The 16,712-nt window shown below is 63.9% G+C and carries 12 protein-coding genes and 2 tRNA genes; 3 read left to right on the top strand and 11 right to left on the bottom strand.

Annotated features, from left to right (window positions below):
• Positions 1–3 precede the first annotated feature (3 nt).
• Positions 4–3,309 (bottom strand): isoleucine--tRNA ligase, encoded by a 3,306-nt coding sequence (gene ileS / locus L0B83_RS11815; RefSeq protein WP_234758651.1) that lies wholly within the window; start codon positions 3,307–3,309, stop codon positions 4–6.
• A gap of 333 nt (positions 3,310–3,642) precedes the next feature.
• Positions 3,643–4,401, bottom strand: coding sequence for an SDR family oxidoreductase (locus L0B83_RS11820; protein WP_234758652.1), 759 nt, complete (start codon positions 4,399–4,401; stop codon positions 3,643–3,645).
• A 173-nt stretch (positions 4,402–4,574) separates the two neighbouring features.
• Between L0B83_RS11820 and valS the strand changes: the two genes are divergently transcribed.
• A complete protein-coding gene (gene valS, locus L0B83_RS11825) occupies positions 4,575–7,196 on the top strand; it encodes a valine--tRNA ligase (RefSeq protein WP_234758653.1) in 2,622 nt (873 codons plus the stop codon).
• Positions 7,197–7,555: 359 nt separating this feature from the next.
• Entirely contained in the window at positions 7,556–8,431 is an 876-nt protein-coding gene (locus L0B83_RS11830) for an Fpg/Nei family DNA glycosylase (protein WP_234758654.1), read from the top strand.
• A gap of 48 nt (positions 8,432–8,479) precedes the next feature.
• Here the strand turns inward: L0B83_RS11830 and L0B83_RS11835 are convergent, their stop codons facing one another.
• The 6 genes from L0B83_RS11835 to L0B83_RS11860 form a co-directional block, all read right to left on the bottom strand.
• Positions 8,480–9,094, bottom strand: coding sequence for a mycothiol-dependent nitroreductase Rv2466c family protein (locus tag L0B83_RS11835; RefSeq protein ID WP_234758655.1), 615 nt, complete (start codon positions 9,092–9,094; stop codon positions 8,480–8,482).
• Positions 9,095–9,174: 80 nt separating this feature from the next.
• A complete protein-coding gene (clpX, locus tag L0B83_RS11840; protein ID WP_234758656.1) occupies positions 9,175–10,461 on the bottom strand; it encodes an ATP-dependent Clp protease ATP-binding subunit ClpX in 1,287 nt (428 codons plus the stop codon).
• 184 nt (positions 10,462–10,645) lie between these two features.
• The gene (locus L0B83_RS11845; protein WP_234758657.1) at positions 10,646–11,305 is read right to left on the bottom strand and encodes an ATP-dependent Clp protease proteolytic subunit; all 660 of its coding nucleotides are present in this window, start codon (positions 11,303–11,305) and stop codon (positions 10,646–10,648) included.
• A 37-nt stretch (positions 11,306–11,342) separates the two neighbouring features.
• On the bottom strand, positions 11,343–11,954 hold the full coding sequence (locus L0B83_RS11850; protein WP_234758700.1) for an ATP-dependent Clp protease proteolytic subunit: 612 nt from the start codon (positions 11,952–11,954) through the stop codon (positions 11,343–11,345).
• 242 nt (positions 11,955–12,196) lie between these two features.
• Positions 12,197–13,585 carry a trigger factor gene (gene tig, locus L0B83_RS11855; protein WP_234758658.1) on the bottom strand — a complete coding sequence of 463 codons (1,389 nt, stop codon included), beginning with the start codon at positions 13,583–13,585 and terminating at the stop codon, positions 12,197–12,199.
• Positions 13,586–13,653: 68 nt separating this feature from the next.
• A tRNA-Pro gene (locus L0B83_RS11860) sits at positions 13,654–13,728 on the bottom strand.
• Between the two features lie 170 nt (positions 13,729–13,898).
• Here L0B83_RS11860 and L0B83_RS11865 point away from each other — a divergent pair.
• Positions 13,899–13,972: transfer RNA gene (locus L0B83_RS11865), tRNA-Gly, on the top strand.
• 76 nt (positions 13,973–14,048) lie between these two features.
• Here L0B83_RS11865 and L0B83_RS11870 read toward each other — a convergent pair.
• The 3 genes from L0B83_RS11870 to L0B83_RS11880 all read right to left on the bottom strand — a co-directional run bounded on the left by L0B83_RS11870 (position 14,049) and on the right by L0B83_RS11880 (position 16,587).
• Positions 14,049–14,948 carry an Fpg/Nei family DNA glycosylase gene (locus L0B83_RS11870; RefSeq protein WP_234758659.1) on the bottom strand — a complete coding sequence of 300 codons (900 nt, stop codon included), beginning with the start codon at positions 14,946–14,948 and terminating at the stop codon, positions 14,049–14,051.
• Positions 14,948–15,430, bottom strand: coding sequence for a ribose-5-phosphate isomerase (locus L0B83_RS11875; protein ID WP_308193984.1), 483 nt, complete (start codon positions 15,428–15,430; stop codon positions 14,948–14,950). The genes L0B83_RS11870 and L0B83_RS11875 overlap by 1 nt, the downstream gene beginning before the upstream one ends.
• 155 nt (positions 15,431–15,585) lie before the next feature.
• Entirely contained in the window at positions 15,586–16,587 is a 1,002-nt protein-coding gene (locus L0B83_RS11880) for a hypothetical protein (protein ID WP_234758660.1), read from the bottom strand.
• Positions 16,588–16,712 lie beyond the last annotated feature (125 nt).

The raw sequence follows: 16,712 nt of genomic DNA on the forward strand, positions 1-16,712 counted from the left end.
GTACTAGGCCTCGATCTTGGTGACGGTGATCTGCGGTTCGGCCGCGTCGCCGGAGACGACGGGGTCGAGCTTGAGGGACAAGGTTTCGGTCTTGACCAGCTCTTCGTTGGCGCGCAGGGCGTCAACGACGTCATGGACAGCCAGGACCGTGGTGTGAATGCGGTCGCTGACGTTGAGTCCTGCGTCCTTGCGGGCCTGCTGGATGGCGCGGACCATATCGCGTGCCAGGCCTTCGGCGGCTAGTTCCGGAGTGACCTCGGTGTTCAGGACCACGAAGCCGCCGCCCGGAAGCACAGCGACAGCCGCGGACGAACCGTCGGCTGATTCAGCGACGACGGTTTCCAGGGTGTACTCCTGCGGCTCCAACTCAAGACCGCCCGCCGTGACCACACCGGCATCAGAAACGGACCAGTCGCCGGACTTGGAACCCTTGATGGCCAGCTGCACGTTCTTGCCCAGGCGCGGACCGGCTGCGCGGGCATTGACCACGAGTTTCTGCTCGATGCCGAATTCTTCCGGCGACGCCGTAGCGGCGTCCAGGAGCCGGACCGAACGCAGGTTCAGTTCGTCCGCGACGACGGCGGCGAAGCCTTCCAGCGCGTCCGCGCCGGGTGCCACCACAGTGAGTTCCTGCAGGGGCAGGCGCACACGAAGGTTGGCGGCCTTGCGCAGGCTGGAACCGGTGGAGCAGATCTGCTGGACCCGGTCCATGGCCTCGACGAGTTCCGGGTTGGCCGGGAACAGCGACGCCTCCGGCCAGTCAGCAAGGTGCACCGAGCGTCCGCCGGTCAGGCCGCGCCAGATCTCCTCGGACACCAAGGGAAGGAGCGACGCCGAGACGCGGCAGACGGCCTCGAGTGCCGTGTAGAGGGCGTCGAAGGCATCGGTGTTCTCGTCAAAGAAGCGCTGGCGGCTGCGGCGGACGTACCAGTTGGTGAGCATGTCCAGGTAGCTGCGGAGTTCGTCGCAGGCTCCGGAGATGTCGTATTCGTCCAAGCTGGCGGTGATATTGCGGACGAGGTCGCCCGTGTTGGCCAGCAAGTACTGGTCCAGGGTGTCCGTGTAGCCCTCGTACCGCAGCTTGGCGTCATAGCCGGAGCCGCCATTGGCAGCGTTCGTGTACAGCGTGAAGAAGCTGTACACGTTCCACAGCGGCAGGATGACCTGGCGGACGCCGTCGCGGATTCCCTGTTCGGTGACGATGAGGTTGCCGCCGCGCAGAATGGGGCTGGACATCAGGAACCAGCGCATGGCGTCGGAGCCGTCGCGGTCCAGGACCTCGGAGACGTCCGGGTAGTTGCGCAGGCTCTTGGACATCTTCTGCCCGTCGGAACCCAGCACGATGCCGTGGCTGATCACGTTGCGGAAGGCCGGCCGGTCGAAGAGTGCCGTGGACAGGATGTGCAGCATGTAGAACCAGCCGCGGGTCTGTCCGATGTACTCGACGATGAAGTCGGCAGGGTTGTGGGTGTCGAACCATTCCTCGTTCTGGAACGGATAGTGCACCTGGCCGTAGGGCATGGAGCCGGAATCGAACCAGACGTCCAGGACGTCCTCGACCCGGCGCATGGTGGACTGGCCCTCTTCAGGCGAGCGCGGATCGTCAGGGTTCGGCCGGGTCAGGTCGTCGATGAACGGCCGGTGCAGGTCAACCTGGCCGTCCTTGTTCATCGGCAGGCGGCCGAAATCGGCCTCCAGCTCCGCGAGCGAGCCGTAGACGTCCGTGCGAGGGTACTCCGGGTCATCGGACTGCCACACGGGGATGGGCGAGCCCCAGTAGCGGTTGCGGCTGATGGACCAGTCGCGGGCGTTGGCCAGCCATTTGCCGAACTGTCCGTCCTTGACGTTGCCCGGGATCCAGTTGATCTCCTGGTTCAGCTCGGACATCCGGTCCTTGAACTTGGTGACCTCCACATACCAGGAGGACACGGCGCGGTAGATCAAGGGGTTGCGGCAGCGCCAGCAGTGCGGGTAGCTGTGCTCGTAGCTCGCCTGGCGGACGAGGCGGCCGGCGGCGCGGAGAGCCTGCGTGATGGGCTTGTTGGCCTCGAAGACCTGCAGCCCTGCGATTTCGGAGAGGGGCCCGTGCGCGAAAAGGTGGAGGAACTTGGCGCCTTCGTCGACGGAGAGCACCACGGGGATGCCTGCGTCTTCACAGACCTTTTGGTCGTCTTCGCCGTAGGCCGGGGCCTGGTGGACGATGCCCGTGCCGTCGGTGGTGGTGACGTAGTCCGCCACGAGGAAACGCCAGCCGTTCTGGGTGCCGTACTTCTCAGTGTCGGAGAAGTAGTCCCACAGCGGCTCGTACTCCAGGCCGGCCAGCTCGGTGCCGGTGAAGGTGGCCGTGACGGCAGCGGTGGCGGCAGCACCGTCGTCGTAACCGAGGTCCTTGGCATAGGTGCCAAGCAGGTCTGCGGCCAGCAGGAAGCTGCCCGTCACCGGAGCCTCCGCGGAGGCCGCCTTGATCCCGTTGGGACCGGCCGGAACCACAGCGTAGGAGATGTCGGGCCCGACGGCGAGTGCCAGGTTGGTGGGCAGCGTCCACGGCGTGGTGGTCCACGCGAGGGCCTGCACGCCTGCAAGGGACTTGGAGAGTTCCGACTCCCCTGCCTTGATCGGGAAGGTCACGGTGACGGTCTGGTCCTGGCGGTTCTTGTAGACATCGTCATCCATGCGCAGCTCGTGGTTGGAGAGCGGCGTCTCGTCCTTCCAGCAGTAGGGCAGGACACGGTACCCGTTGTAGGTGAGGCCCTTCTCGTGGAGCTGCTTGAAGGCCCAGAGGACGGACTCCATGTACTCGACGTTGAGGGTCTTGTAGTCGTTGTCGAAGTCCACCCAGCGTGCCTGCCGCGTGACGTAGCTCTTCCACTCGTCCGCGTACTTCATCACCGAAGCACGGCAGGCGTCATTGAACTTGTCGATGCCCATCGCTTCGATCTGGGTCTTGTCCGTCATGCCCAGTTGCTTCATGGCCTCGAGTTCAGCGGGCAGGCCGTGGGTATCCCAGCCGAAACGCCGTTCTACGCGCTTGCCGCGCTGGGTCTGGTACCGGCCCACGAGGTCCTTGGCGTAGCCGGTCAGCAGGTGGCCGTAGTGCGGCAGGCCGTTCGCGAAGGGAGGCCCGTCGTAGAACACGAACTCGTTGCTGCCGTCACGGCCCGGATCACGGTTGTCGACGCTGGCTTGGAAGGTGCCGTCTTCATCCCAGTACTTGAGGATGCGCTCTTCGATCTCCGGGAACTTCACGGAGGCGGACACGCCTTTCGAGGTGCCGGAGGGAGCTGTGGAGGCCTTGGGGTAATACGTCATCTCTTCATCCTGGGTTGAGCCGGTGAACACAAAGTTTCATTCAGGATGCGAGGACGGCGCCAGCCGGGTTGTTTCCAACCGTGCCGGTACCGCGGTACCACCTCACTTACCGCCGCTGTCACCGCTCCCCCGCGAAGGGAAACCGTTCCGGCGTCGGCCGCTCATTGCTGCTGTGACGGGCTTACCCGTCCGGTTCTACTGACCCTCGTGGTGGCGGGGGCGTTCTTCCGGAAGCTCACCGGTGATGTCCGGGTCAAAGCTTGTGCCACAAGTCTAGCGGCAGCGCCGCCGCGAGCTCCACTTGGGGTATCGGGGCGGCACAACGCCGCGCCCCTAGCCCTTGCGGATCAACTTGTGGGTGGCGGCCTGAGCCACCGGTCGTACAACGATCTCATCCAGGTTGATGTGGTGCGGCAAGGAAACCGCGTACTTGACGACGTCGGCGACGTCCTGCGGCGTGAGGGGCTTCTCGACGCCGGCGTACACCTTGGCTGCCGCGGCGGCATCGCCGAGGCGGTTGAGCGCGAATTCCTCTGTGCGGACGAGGCCGGGTGCCACCTCGATAACGCGGATGTTGTTTTCGGCTTCCTCCAGGCGCAGGGCGCCGGTCATGGCGTGCTGGGCGAACTTGGCCGCGTTGTAGCCGCCGCCGCCCTCGTAGGCCGTGAGTCCCGCCGTCGAGGTCAGGTTCAAGACGGTGCCCTCGCCGTTGGCCCGAAGCATCGGGAGGAAGGCCCGGATCAGCTTCAGGGTGCCGAGCACGTTGACCTGGTACATCCACTCCCAGTCCTGGGTCTGCGCATTGCCCAGGGTGTCAGCGCCCCGGGCGCCGCCGGCAATGTTGATGAGCGTATCCGCTCCCCCTGCTTCGGTGACGGCTGAGAGCAACGCCGCAACGTCGTCGTCGTTGGTGATGTCCGCGGCGAACGGCACGGCGCCGCTCTCGGCGGCGAGCGCCTCGAGCCGCTCGGCACGGCGGGCGACGGCGAATACCTTCCAGCCGTCGGCGGCGAGGGCCCGTACTGTGGCTTCACCGATTCCCGTGCTGGCGCCGGTCACTACTGCGGTCTTCGTCTGTGCTTCCTCAGTCATGGCACCACCCTAGCGTGGACCATGTCCCGGTGCTGGCGGGTCAAGTGACAGCCGTCATCGGCTGCTTCGTCATAGATGCGCTTCACCACGAAAACGTCTTTGAGTTCCGCCATGAGCCGGATGTTACTTCAACGTGGTGCACTTGGTACCGCCGTTGATGAAACAATGGGTCAATGGCTGAATCAACGCAGGGTACAGACACGCCCGCCACCGCCCCCATCAACGTTCCCGACAAGCCGGCCCTTGAAGGCCTCGAGGCTGCCCTGACGCAGCGCTGGCTGGACGAAGGAACCTACAAGTTCAACCCGGACACCACGCGCCAGCAGGTCTACTCGATCGACACTCCCCCGCCCACGGCATCCGGTTCGCTCCACGTGGGCCACATGTTCTCGTTCACGCAGACGGACGTCCAGGCCCGCTACATGCGCATGACCGGCAAGAACGTGTTCTACCCGATGGGCTGGGACGACAACGGCCTGCCTACCGAACGTCGTGTCCAGAACTACTACGGCGTCCGCTGCGATCCCGCCATTCCGTACAACGCCGACTACCGCCCGCCGGCACAGCCCGCGAAGAACCAGCGCGATTTCGACGTCGTTTCCCGCCGGAACTTCATCGAACTCTGCGAGGAACTCGCCGTCGAGGACGAGAAGGTCTTCGAGAACTTGTTCCAGACCCTCGGCCTGTCCGTTGACTGGGACCTCACCTACCGCACCATCGACGACACGTCCCGTGCCGTGTCCCAGCGCGCATTCCTGACGAACCTGAAGGCCGGGGACGCCTACATGGCCGAGGCGCCGACGCTGTGGGACGTGACGTTCCGGACCGCCGTCGCGCAGGCCGAACTCGAGGACCGCGAGGTCGCTGGCGCCTACTACCGCTACCCCTTCTTCACCGCTGACGGCGAGAAGATCTACATCGAGACGACGCGTCCGGAACTCCTGGCCGCGTGCGCCGCGTTGGTGGCAAACCCCGACGACGAACGGTACCAGCCGCTGTTCGGCAAGACCGTCAGGTCCCCCCTGTTCGACGTCGAGCTCGAGGTTAAAGCCCACCCCCTCGCCAAAGCCGACAAGGGCTCCGGCATCGCCATGGTCTGCACGTTCGGCGACCTGACCGACGTCACGTGGTGGCGCGAGCTCCAGTTGCCCACGCGCGCCATCATGGGCCGCGACGGCCGCATCATCGCTGAGACGCCCGAGTGGATCACCACCGACGCCGGCAAGGAAGCCTACGCGGCGATTGCCGGCAAGACCGCGTTCTCTGCCAAGGAGGCGGTGGTCGAGCTTCTCATCGCCGCCGACTTGCTGGATGGCGAACCCAAGAAGATCACGCACCCCGTGAACTTCTTCGAAAAGGGCGACAAGCCCCTTGAGGTTGTCACCTCGCGCCAGTGGTACATCCGCAACGGCGGACGGGACGAGGACCGTCGCGAACGGTTGATCGCGCGCGGTCACGAGATCGAGTTCCACCCGTCCTTCATGCGCTCCCGCTACGAGAACTGGATCTCCGGACTGAACGGCGACTGGCTGGTTTCCCGCCAGCGCTTCTTCGGTGTGCCGATCCCGGTCTGGTACCCGCTGGATGGCCAGGGCAACCCGGACTACGAAAACCCCATCCTGCCGTCCGACGAGTCCTTGCCCGTGGACCCCGCGGCGGACGCTGCCCCCGGCTACGACGAGTCCCAGCGCGAGCAGCCCAACGGATTCATCGGCGACGCGGATGTCCTGGATACGTGGGCCACGTCGTCGTTGACCCCGCAAATCGTTGGCGGCTGGAGCCGTGACGAGGAACTGTTCAGTAAGGTCTATCCCTTCGACCTCCGTCCGCAGGGCCACGACATCATCCGCACCTGGCTCTTCTCCTCGGTGGTGCGGGCAGATGCCCTGCAGAACAGCGCGCCGTGGAACCACGCAGCCATCTCGGGCTGGATCCTGGACCCGGACCGGAAGAAGATGTCCAAGTCCAAGGGCAACGTGGTTGTTCCCACCGATGTCCTGAACGAATTCGGTTCTGACGCTGTCCGCTACTGGGCCGCCTCGGCGAAGCTTGGCGCGGACACCGCCTACGAGATAGCCCAGATGAAGATCGGCCGCCGCTTGGCCATCAAGCTGCTCAACGCCTCGAAGTTCGTGTTGAACCTGGGCGCAACCGAGAACTCGGTGGTCGGCTCTGACTTGTCCGTCCTGAGCAACCCCTTGGACCGCGCACTGCTCGCCCAGCTGGCTGATGTGGTGGCCCAGTCCACCAAGGCCTTCGACAACTACGATTACGCCCGCGCCCTCCAGATCACGGAATCATTCTTCTGGCAGTTCACGGACGACTACGTCGAACTCATCAAGGACCGCGCGTACGGCGCAGCGGGCGAGGCTGAGCAGGCATCCGTCCTCGCTGCCCTTGCCACCACGCTCGATTCCCTGTTGCGCCTGTTCGCACCGTTCCTGCCCTTCGCCACGGAAGAGGTCTGGAGCTGGTGGCGCGCGGGTTCGGTCCACCGCGCAGCGTGGCCGGCGGCGGTGGAAATCGCCGACGGCGACACCACCATGCTGGGCACGGTCGGCGTCGCGCTGAGCGGCATCCGCAAGGCCAAGTCGGAGGCCAAGGTCAAGCAGCGCACCGCGGTCCTCTCAGCCACCATTACCGCCACCGAATCGTTTGTGGCACAGCTGGAAGCCGGACTGGGAGACCTGAAGGCTGCTGCGAACGCGCAGGAGATTTCACTGGCGGCCGGCGACGGCGAGCTGACGGTGAGCGACGTGGTCCTGGCACCGGCCGAGGAGCCCGCCCAGGCGTAGTTTGGAAGGGCCCGAATTTCCGGGCAAAGGGGAAGCCCCATCAGCGTTTAGCCGTTGGTGGGGCTTCGACTTTTCGGCTGCCTGGTGACGTCTTGGCAGTCTGGCGGAATCCTCGGACTTTCAGGTCTTCCCACCCCGTCACAGGTGGCCTGCATCCAACTTTGCCGAAGGCTGCGTCAGATGCATATCACTGAATCTCTGGCTTCCGTGTCCCTCTTCTTTCGAAGTGGGTAACTTCTATTCTTGACCCGCTCCCAGGCCAGCACAAGGTCCATCCGGGAACTACTGGCCTGTAATTCCGCGGCCTCGCGGCGGGCCTCCGGGTGCTGGGCGCGGGTGCTTTGTGGCACAGTGTTGCTATGCCAGAACTTCCCGAAGTGGCCGGGCTGACTGCCTTTCTGGGCAGGAATCTCCTCGGTGCCGAACTGACGAAGGTCCAAATCACCTCCTTTGCGGTACTGAAGACAGCCGATCCACCGTACTCGGCTCTGGAAGGCCGCAAAATCGTTGGCGTGGGACGCTTCGGAAAGTTCGTCAGCCTCGACGCCGAGGGCATCCATTTCGTCTTCCACCTGGCCAAGGCCGGCTGGCTCCGCTACACGGAGCACCCATCGCAGACCCAATTGCGGATGGGCGGCAGCAATATTGCCGCGAGGCTGGGCTTCACCAAGAGCGACGGTTCAACCCACGTCGGAGTGGACCTGACCGAGGCCGGAACCAAGAAAAGCCTTGCCGTCTACGTGGTGCGCAGCCCCTTGGACGTGCCAGGGATAGCGACCCTCGGCCCGGACCCGCTGAGCCCGGCCTTCACGGAGGAGACCCTGGCCGGGATTCTTTCGGCAAGCGCGCAGCAGATCAAGGGACTCCTTCGGAGCCAAAGCGTCATCGCGGGCATCGGAAACGCTTACAGTGACGAGATCCTTCACGCAGCGCGGATTTCACCGTTCGCGATCGCCAAGTCCCTGGACAAGGACACAACCCGTGTCCTCTATCAGTCGATCGAAAGCGTCCTGGGTGCGGCTGTTGAGGCCGCCGTCGGGAAAGCCTCCAGCGAACTCAAGGACACAAAGCGGAACACCATGCGCGTCCACGGCAAGGCCGGCCAGCCTTGCCCGGTATGCGGGACCACGATCCGCGAGGTGTCCTTTGCGGACACTTCGTTGCAGTACTGCCCTGGCTGCCAGACGAACGGAAAGATCCTGGCGGACCGTCGAACGTCGAAATTCCTGAAATAGCCGCAGCTGAGACCAGTGGGCAGCCAGGGCGGCCTGGTTGAGACCGGTCTAGTTGAATTCCGGGCTTTCCGTGCGGCTGCGCTTGAGTTCGAAGAAGTGTGGGTAGCCGGCCAAGGTGACGGTGGCATCCCAGATCCGGCCGGCTTCCTCGCCGCGCGGAATCCGCGTGAGGACAGGGCCGAAGAAAGCGGTGCCGTTGACGGCGACCACGGGCGTGCCGACGTCCTGGCCCACCAGCGAAATACCGGACTCATGGCTCGCACGCAGTTCGGCGTCGTATTCGTCCGAATCGGCGAAGCGGGCCAAATCGGCGGGCAGGCCCGTTTCAGACAGCGCCTTGGAGATGACCTCGGCGAAATCCGAGATGCCTTCGTGGTGGATGAGGGAACCCATCGCGTCGTACAGCGGCTTGATGTATTGGTCGCCGTGCAGCTCGCGGGCGGCGATGATGACCCGGACAGGTCCCCAGCCCTGCTTCATTTTCTCCATGTATTCGGCAGGCAGGTCGCGGCCTTCATTGAGCACCGAGAGGCTCATGACGTTCCAATTGGTCTCGATGCCGCGGACGTCTTCCACTTCAGCGATCCAGCGTGACGTCACCCAGGCGAAGGGGCACAGCGGATCGAACCAGAAGTCGACCTTGTTTGCGGTCTGCTCGGGCACAGGGAACTCCTTTGATAGGCATAAGGGGCGCGGCTCACCAGACGTAAAAGTTGTCCGGCACCAATCATGCCAACCCAGGGCTAAGCGGACTTATTCCGACGCTTTGCTATGACCTCGTGCGCGATCATGGTGGGTTGGCCCTTCTTGTTCACCGCGTCGGCGGTGATGACGACGCTCGCGATGTCGTCCCTGCTGGGGAGATCGAACATGACCGGCAGCAGGACTTCCTCCAGGATGGCGCGCAGCCCGCGGGCTCCGGTTCCGCGTTCAAGGGCCTGGTCCGCGATCGAGTCCAGGGCGTCGTCGTCGAAGGACAGCTCCACCCCGTCCAGTTGGAACATCTTCTGGTACTGCTTGATGAGCGCGTTCTTGGGCTTGGAAAGAATCTGGATAAGCGCCGAACGGTCAAGGTTGGACACAGTGGTGATCACAGGCAGGCGTCCGATGAATTCCGGAATCAACCCGAACTTCAGCAGATCCTCCGGCATCACCTCGCCGTAGCTGTCCGCGTTGTCCTTCACCTCGTTGAGCGGCGCCCCGAAGCCAATCCCCTTGCGGCCGGACCGCGATCCAATGATCTCCTCGAGCCCGGCGAACGCACCGGCAACAATGAACAGCACATTGGTGGTGTCGATCTGGATGAATTCCTGGTGCGGGTGTTTACGGCCGCCCTGCGGCGGTACCGAGGCCACGGTGCCTTCGAGTATCTTGAGCAGCGCCTGCTGCACGCCCTCGCCGGACACATCGCGCGTGATGGACGGGTTCTCGCTCTTGCGCGAAATCTTATCGATCTCGTCGATGTAGATGATGCCTTGTTCGGCCTTCTTGACGTCGTAGTCCGCGGCCTGGATGAGCTTCAACAGGATGTTTTCGACGTCTTCGCCGACGTATCCGGCCTCGGTCAAGGCCGTGGCGTCCGCGACAGCGAAGGGGACATTCAGCCGGCGGGCCAGGGTTTGTGCCAAGTAGGTCTTGCCGCAGCCCGTGGGACCGATCAGCAGGATATTGGACTTGGCGATCTCCACGTCTTCATGGTGTCCGCCTTCACCAAGGCCGGTCTTTGGTGCATGGCCGGCCTGGATGCGCTTGTAGTGGTTGTAGACCGCGACGGCGAGTGAGCGTTTCGCGGGCTCCTGGCCAATGACGTATTCCTGCAGGAAGTCAAAGATTTCCCGCGGCTTGGGCAACTCGAAGCTACCCAGATCCGACACCTCGGCGAGTTCTTCTTCAATGATCTCGTTACAGAGCTCAATGCACTCGTCGCAGATATACACGCCGGGCCCGGCAATCAGCTTCCGAACCTGCTTTTGGCTCTTTCCGCAGAAAGAACACTTCAGCAGGTCCGTGCTCTCGCCAATCCGAGCCATATGGGAATCCCTTCGTTTCATGCGGGTGGCGCGGACCCGTACGGATCCGCGACTTCGCGCCGATCGCAGCGGGGGCGCCACCATGACAACTTCCACTGTAGGACACAATGGGCTGCTTGGGTTGGACCAGAACGCCGATGCGGTCCATATTTCCTGAACCGCACCGGCGTCGGGTTGTGGCCAGTTACCTGGCGATTGCCTGGGACTTGATCTTGCGGGAATCCAGCACCTGGTCGATCAATCCGTAGTTCATCGCCTCGGCGGCGGTGAGGATCTTGTCGCGCTCGATATCGTTGTTGACCTGCTCCGGCGTCCGCCCGGAGTGCTTGGCAAGCGTCTCCTCGAGCCATGAGCGCATGCGCATGACTTCTGCGGCCTGAATCTCGAGGTCCGAAGCCTGGCCCCCCTGGCCGCCGGACAGCGACGGCTGGTGAATCAGAACCCTGGCGTTGGGCAGTGCGAGGCGCTTGCCCGGAGTACCGGCCGCAAGCAGGACGGCAGCGGCGCTGGCCGCCTGGCCCAGGCAAACGGTCTGGATCTCGGGACGGATGTACGTCATCGTGTCGTAGATCGCCGTCATGGCCGTGAACGAGCCGCCCGGCGAGTTGATGTACAGCGTGATGTCGCGGTCCGGGTCCGTTGACTCAAGCACCAGCAGCTGGGCCATGATGTCATCGGCGGAGGCGTCGTCAACCTGCACGCCGAGGAAGATGATGCGGTCCTCGAAGAGCTTCGTGTACGGGTCCTGGCGCTTGAAGCCGTAGGGCGTGCGCTCCTCGAATTGCGGGAGGACGTAGCGGCTGGACGGGAGATTACCGGCAGACCATCCAAAGTTGTAGTTCATTTTCATTGCTCCTGATCTGAATGTTTCTTGGTGCCGGTTACTTCTCGGAAGTCGACGAGTTGGCCGTGCCGCCGCCACCAGCCACAGAGCCTGCGTGGGCGGAGATCTTGTCGAAGAAGCCGTACTCGAGCGCCTCGGTGGCCGTGAACCACTTGTCACGGTCGTTGTCCTTGAGGATGGTCTCCACGGTCTGTCCGGTCTGTTCGGCCGTCAGCTCTGCCATGACCTTCTTCATGTGAAGGATCAGCTCCGCCTGGATCTTGATGTCCGACGCCGTGCCGCCAATGCCGCCGGAAGGCTGGTGCATCAGGATGCGGGCGTTCGGCGTGGCATAGCGCTTGCCCTTGGTGCCCGAGGACAGGAGGAACTGTCCCATGGAGGCCGCGAGGCCGGTGGCGACCGTGACGACGTCGTTCGGGATGAACTGCATGGTGTCGTAAATGGCCATGCCGGCGGTCACGGAGCCGCCGGGAGAGTTGATGTAGAGGTAGATGTCCTTCTCAGGGTCTTCGGCCGAGAGGAGGAGCAGCTGGGAGCAGATCGCGTTGGCGTTTTCGTCGCGGACTTCGGATCCGAGCCAGATGATGCGCTCTTTCAGCAGGCGGTTGTAGATGTAGTTGTCCTGGGCCGCTGGATCGACGGTTGCCATCCTGGGGGCCTCTGCGTGCTGTGACATAAGTACTTACCTCTCGCTGGTGACAGGGCCGTTGCTGAACTTGGCATCCCTGATCTTCACTACTTGGACACTAACCGTTTTCCACGGCGATTTGTTCTCCCAAATCGCGCTGTTCGCTGACGGCGCACGATTGCGGAAGCGGGCACTTTGCGCGCTTCCGCGGCTTAAACGAATCCGCCCCCGGATCATGGATCCGGGGGCGGATTGAGTTGAAACTAGAACTTCACTGCGGCAGGGTCGTCGCTCGGAACAACTGCTGCTTCTTCAGCTTCAGCTGCTTCTTCAGCTGCTTCCCCTGCGGGGGCCTCTTCGCCGGCGGGACGCACGAAGTCGCTGAGGTCAACCTTGTTGCCTTCGGAGTCGACAACCTCGGCCTGGCCGAGGACAACTGCGAGAGCCTTACGGCGACGGACCTCGGAAACCATCATGGGAACCTGGCCGCTCTGGTCGATGATCTGCGCGAACTGGTTCGGGTCCATGCCGTACTGGCTTGCCGTGGAGACGATGTAGTCGATCAGCTCGTTCTGGCTGACACTGACCTCTTCCTTGTCGGCAATAGCGTCGAGGATGATCTCGTTCTGGAAGGCGCGGGCGGTGTTGGCCTTGACCTCGGCGCGGTGCTCCTCGGTGTCGTGCTCACCTTCACCGTGGGCGTTCTCCTGGCTGAAGTGTGCCTCGAGCTGCTCTTCGACCACGGAATCGGGAACCGGAACCTCGATGAGCTCTACGAGCTTGTCCAGGACCTTGTCGCGGGCCTCGACGCCCTGGCCGACGACCTTGGACTCAGCGGCCTGCTTGGCGAGGTCTTCACGGAGCTCGGCAAGGGTGTCGAACTCGGACGCCAACTGGGCGAAGTCGTCGTTGGCCTCAGGAAGCTCGCGCTCCTTGACGGTCTTGACAGCAACCTTGACCTGGGCTGCTTCGCCGGCGTGGTCGCCGCCAACCAGCGTGGTGTCGAAGATTGCTTCTTCGTCGGCGGAAAGGCCGGTCACGGCCTCGTCGAGGCCCTCAAGCATGGTGCCTGCGCCCACCTGGTAGGAAAGGCCCGTTGCGGAGTCGATCTCGGCGCCGTCGATCGTGGCGGTGATGTCGATGGTCAGGAAGTCACCATCGGCAGCCGGGCGGTCAACGGACTTCAGCGTGCCGAAGCGGCCGCGAAGCTCGTCGAGGGCCTTGTCGACGTCGGCGTCGGAGGACTCAGCGGCGGCAACCTCTACCTTGATGCCGGCGTAGTCGGGGAGCTCAACCTCGGGACGGACATCGATCTCAACCTGGAACTTCAGTTCACCGTCGGTCGAGGACGGGTCCGGAACCTCGGTGATTTCAACCTCGGGACGGCTCAGCGGGCGGACGCCGGTTTCCTGGACGGCAGCCTGGTACCAGCCGTTGAGGCCATCGTTGATGGCCGTCTCCAGTACGTAGCCACGGCCGACGCGCTGGTCAATCAGCTTGGACGGAACCTTGCCCTTGCGGAACCCGGGAACCTGGATCTGCGAAGCAACGGTCTTGTAAGCGGCATCGATGCTCGGCTTCAGTTCCTCAAAGGGAACCTCAACGTTGAGCTTGACCCGCGTGGCGGTGAGGTTCTCGACAGCGCTCTTCACAGTCTAAGTACTCCTGGTTTTGTGGGATGGGTTTCTGCCGCGTCCCGGATCGGAACAGGCACACAGAGTCGGGGTGACAGGATTTGAACCTGCGACTTCCTGCTCCCAAAGCAGGCGCTCTAGCCAAGCTGAGCTACACCCCGTGAATGCACAGGACAGTCTACGGGCATCACGCGGGAGAATGCACATTTGACACTTGGCCCCTGAATTGGGTTTAGTTATATCCGGCTTCAACAGCCACCGGAAAGATGCGCGGACAACTCTCCTAAAACCGCTCTGATAGGGTTTAAAGAGTTCCCAGCAGTCTTGTCCCGGGGACGTAGCTTAATGGTAAAGCCTCAGTCTTCCAAACTGATTACGCGGGTTCGATTCCCGTCGTCCCCTCCACGGAACGAAGGGCCCCTCAGCGCATGAGGGGCCCTTCGTGTCTCCGGGTGTATGCCCCGGTGCAGCGCCCCCGACTTCAGTTCTGGCAGCCGGGGCACCAATAGAGTTTGCGCGCAGCGAGCTCGGCCATCCCCACTGTTTCGCCGCACCGCAGGCACGGCTGTCCCTGCCGCTTGTAGACGAAGTGCGCCTCGCCGTCGGCCGCTCCTGCTTTGCCGCCGGTCCAAAGAGCCGGCGGGGTGGTAACAATCCTGCCGTCGCGGACGCCGTCGGACATGGCGGCCACGGTGTCGTCCCACAAGCGGCCGGCGGTTTCGGGGCTGAGCGAGCTGCCCGGAGTCCACGGATCGACGCCTTGGCGGAACAGCACCTCCGCGCGATAGATATTGCCGATTCCTGCCACGATTGCCTGGTCCATGAGGAGAAGCCCGACGGCGGTCTTGCGGCGCAGCACGCGGCGGATGAACTCCTCGCGGTCGCCTGGGCGGTTGTGCAGCGGATCGGGACCCAAGCGTGCCAGGACGGCGGCGGCCTCCGCTTCCGTGATCGCCGCGCACGTCGTGGCCCCCCGGAGGTCCGCCCACCCGTTCGCTGATACGAGCCGCACCCGCACGGCACCCACAGGCGCGGGTGGACCCTCGTAGCCGCTTCCGGGATTCCCGGCGCCGGCTTGCGGGAAGGTTTCCCGTTCGCCGATCCGCCGCGGAGCCCCGATGCTCGATGCCCCGGTGAAGGATTCGTCGCCACCGAAGCTCCACGCACCGTAGAGACCTAGGTGGACATGCAGGAGGACCCCGTGGTCAAAACGCAGGAAGAGCTGCTTGCCGTGTGCCGTCGCCTCGAGCAGTTCGTGGCCGTCCAAGATCGCCGCACCCGCGGTGAAACGGCCTTGGGGGCTGGAGACCGCCAACACGCGGCCGGCGAAAACATCCTGGAACTGGCGTGCCAGGCGATGGATGGAATGCCCTTCAGGCATTACGCGACGATTTCGCCGGTGTTCTCGTAGATGGCGATCTTTCCGATGCGGCGGACGTGGCGTTCGTCGTTGCTGAACGGTTCTTCCAGGAAAGCCTCGATCAGTTCGGTGGCTTCCTCGACGGTGTGCTGGCGGCCTCCGACGGCAACCACGTTCGCGTCGTTGTGCTCCCGGGCGAGCTTCGCAGTGGAAAGGTTCCAGGCCAGGGCGGCCCGGATGCCCTTGACCTTGTTCGCGGCAATCTGTTCGCCGTTTCCGGATCCGCCCAGGACGATGCCCAGTGCGTGGATGCCGGCCTTTTGGTCAGCTACGACGGCGGCGGCGGCGTTGATGCAGAACGAGGGGTAGTCATCGAGCGCGTCGTACACCTTGGGGCCGTGGTCGACGACGTCGTAGCCTTTGGCGGTCAAGTGGCTCACGAGGTGGGCGCTAAGCTCCATGCCGGCGTGGTCCGTGGCAATGTGGACGCGGGGTGTGGTCACAGGATGTCCATTCAGTCTGGCGCGCGAACGCGGCAAAGCCGGGCGCGGCGGTGAGGGATGCGGTTCCTAGGTTACTAGGATCGCGCCCCGCCCCACCTCTTAAGACAACGACGACCTCTTAAGACAACGACGGCGGGCCCGCCGGCTTGCGGCGCTCAAGGCACCGGAGGCTGCTCGCCGCGCTGGGCGCGTGCCGCGACGCGGTTCAGGATACCGGCGAGCCGGTCCGCTGCGGCCGCGGTTCCCGCGCTGAACGCCACCCTGCGGCCGCTGACTTGGCGGACGACGACGGCGGGGCCGCTGCTGACGAGCATGGCCGTCGCTCCTGCGTGGTGCCGGAGTCCCCAGCCGCCAAAGTCTGCTGCCCTGACTTCCTGGGCGGCTGCACCCGCAATGTCCACGGCCGGCACTGTGAGGACCCGCAGGATTCCGGCAACGAAGACCTGCACTCCTCCCCTGTCGGCGCGCACCCGGACGAAGAGGAAACATGCTCCAAGGACCGCGGCCGCTGCCAACAATGCACCCAACCACGGCACAGCAATCGCGATCAGCATGGCCGGGAACAAGGTGGCAACGCAGATCATCACGAACACCGAACTCCGCGCATGGACCCAGAGCAGCATGGAATCCTCCTCAAGCCCGGGATCCTGTGCCTTGATCCTTTCGGCTTCGAGGGCGGCGTCGTCTTCGGGGGTCCAATGGGGATCGGGCTTGAAAGCCATCATCATGACCACACCCAGGGGAAGTGCCGCCCCCGCGCCCAGGGCGAGCACGGTTGCATCAACGTGCGAGCTTCGGGCATCCGCGAGGCCTGCTTGCCCCACGAGTCCGGCCGCCAGCACCGCTGTGATGAAGAGGCTCACCATGAGGCCCATGCCCATCATGACCCTGCGCATGATCACTGGCCGGGCAAGGGGAACAGCCTGGATAAACACCAGCCAACCCGCGATCACCAGAACCGCTCCCCCGCCGAGAACGTAGGCAAGAAACGGCGCAAAGCTGACTCCGCCGTCGGCGTTCCAGGCGATGGCCACAGGGTCGGGAAGGTTGTTGCGCAACATGAGTGCGCACACGGCAAATGCGGCGGCCAGCAGCAATGGAAATGCCACCGCAAAGCGGAGCGCCCGGAGGTCAAACGAGTCGCGCATCTTTCCCATGTCCCCACGCTACCCCGCCCGGGCGACACTGTGATCTGGCTTCCTTGCCAAGCCGGAATCAAGTGAAAGAATGACTTCACAGCGCCGGCGCTGGCTGAAACCAACCGGCTTCCCGAAACCATTCT

Origin of the sequence: Arthrobacter alkaliphilus, from assembly GCF_021483235.1 — a bacterium.
Taxonomy (GTDB): Bacteria; Actinomycetota; Actinomycetes; order Actinomycetales; family Micrococcaceae; genus Arthrobacter; species Arthrobacter alkaliphilus.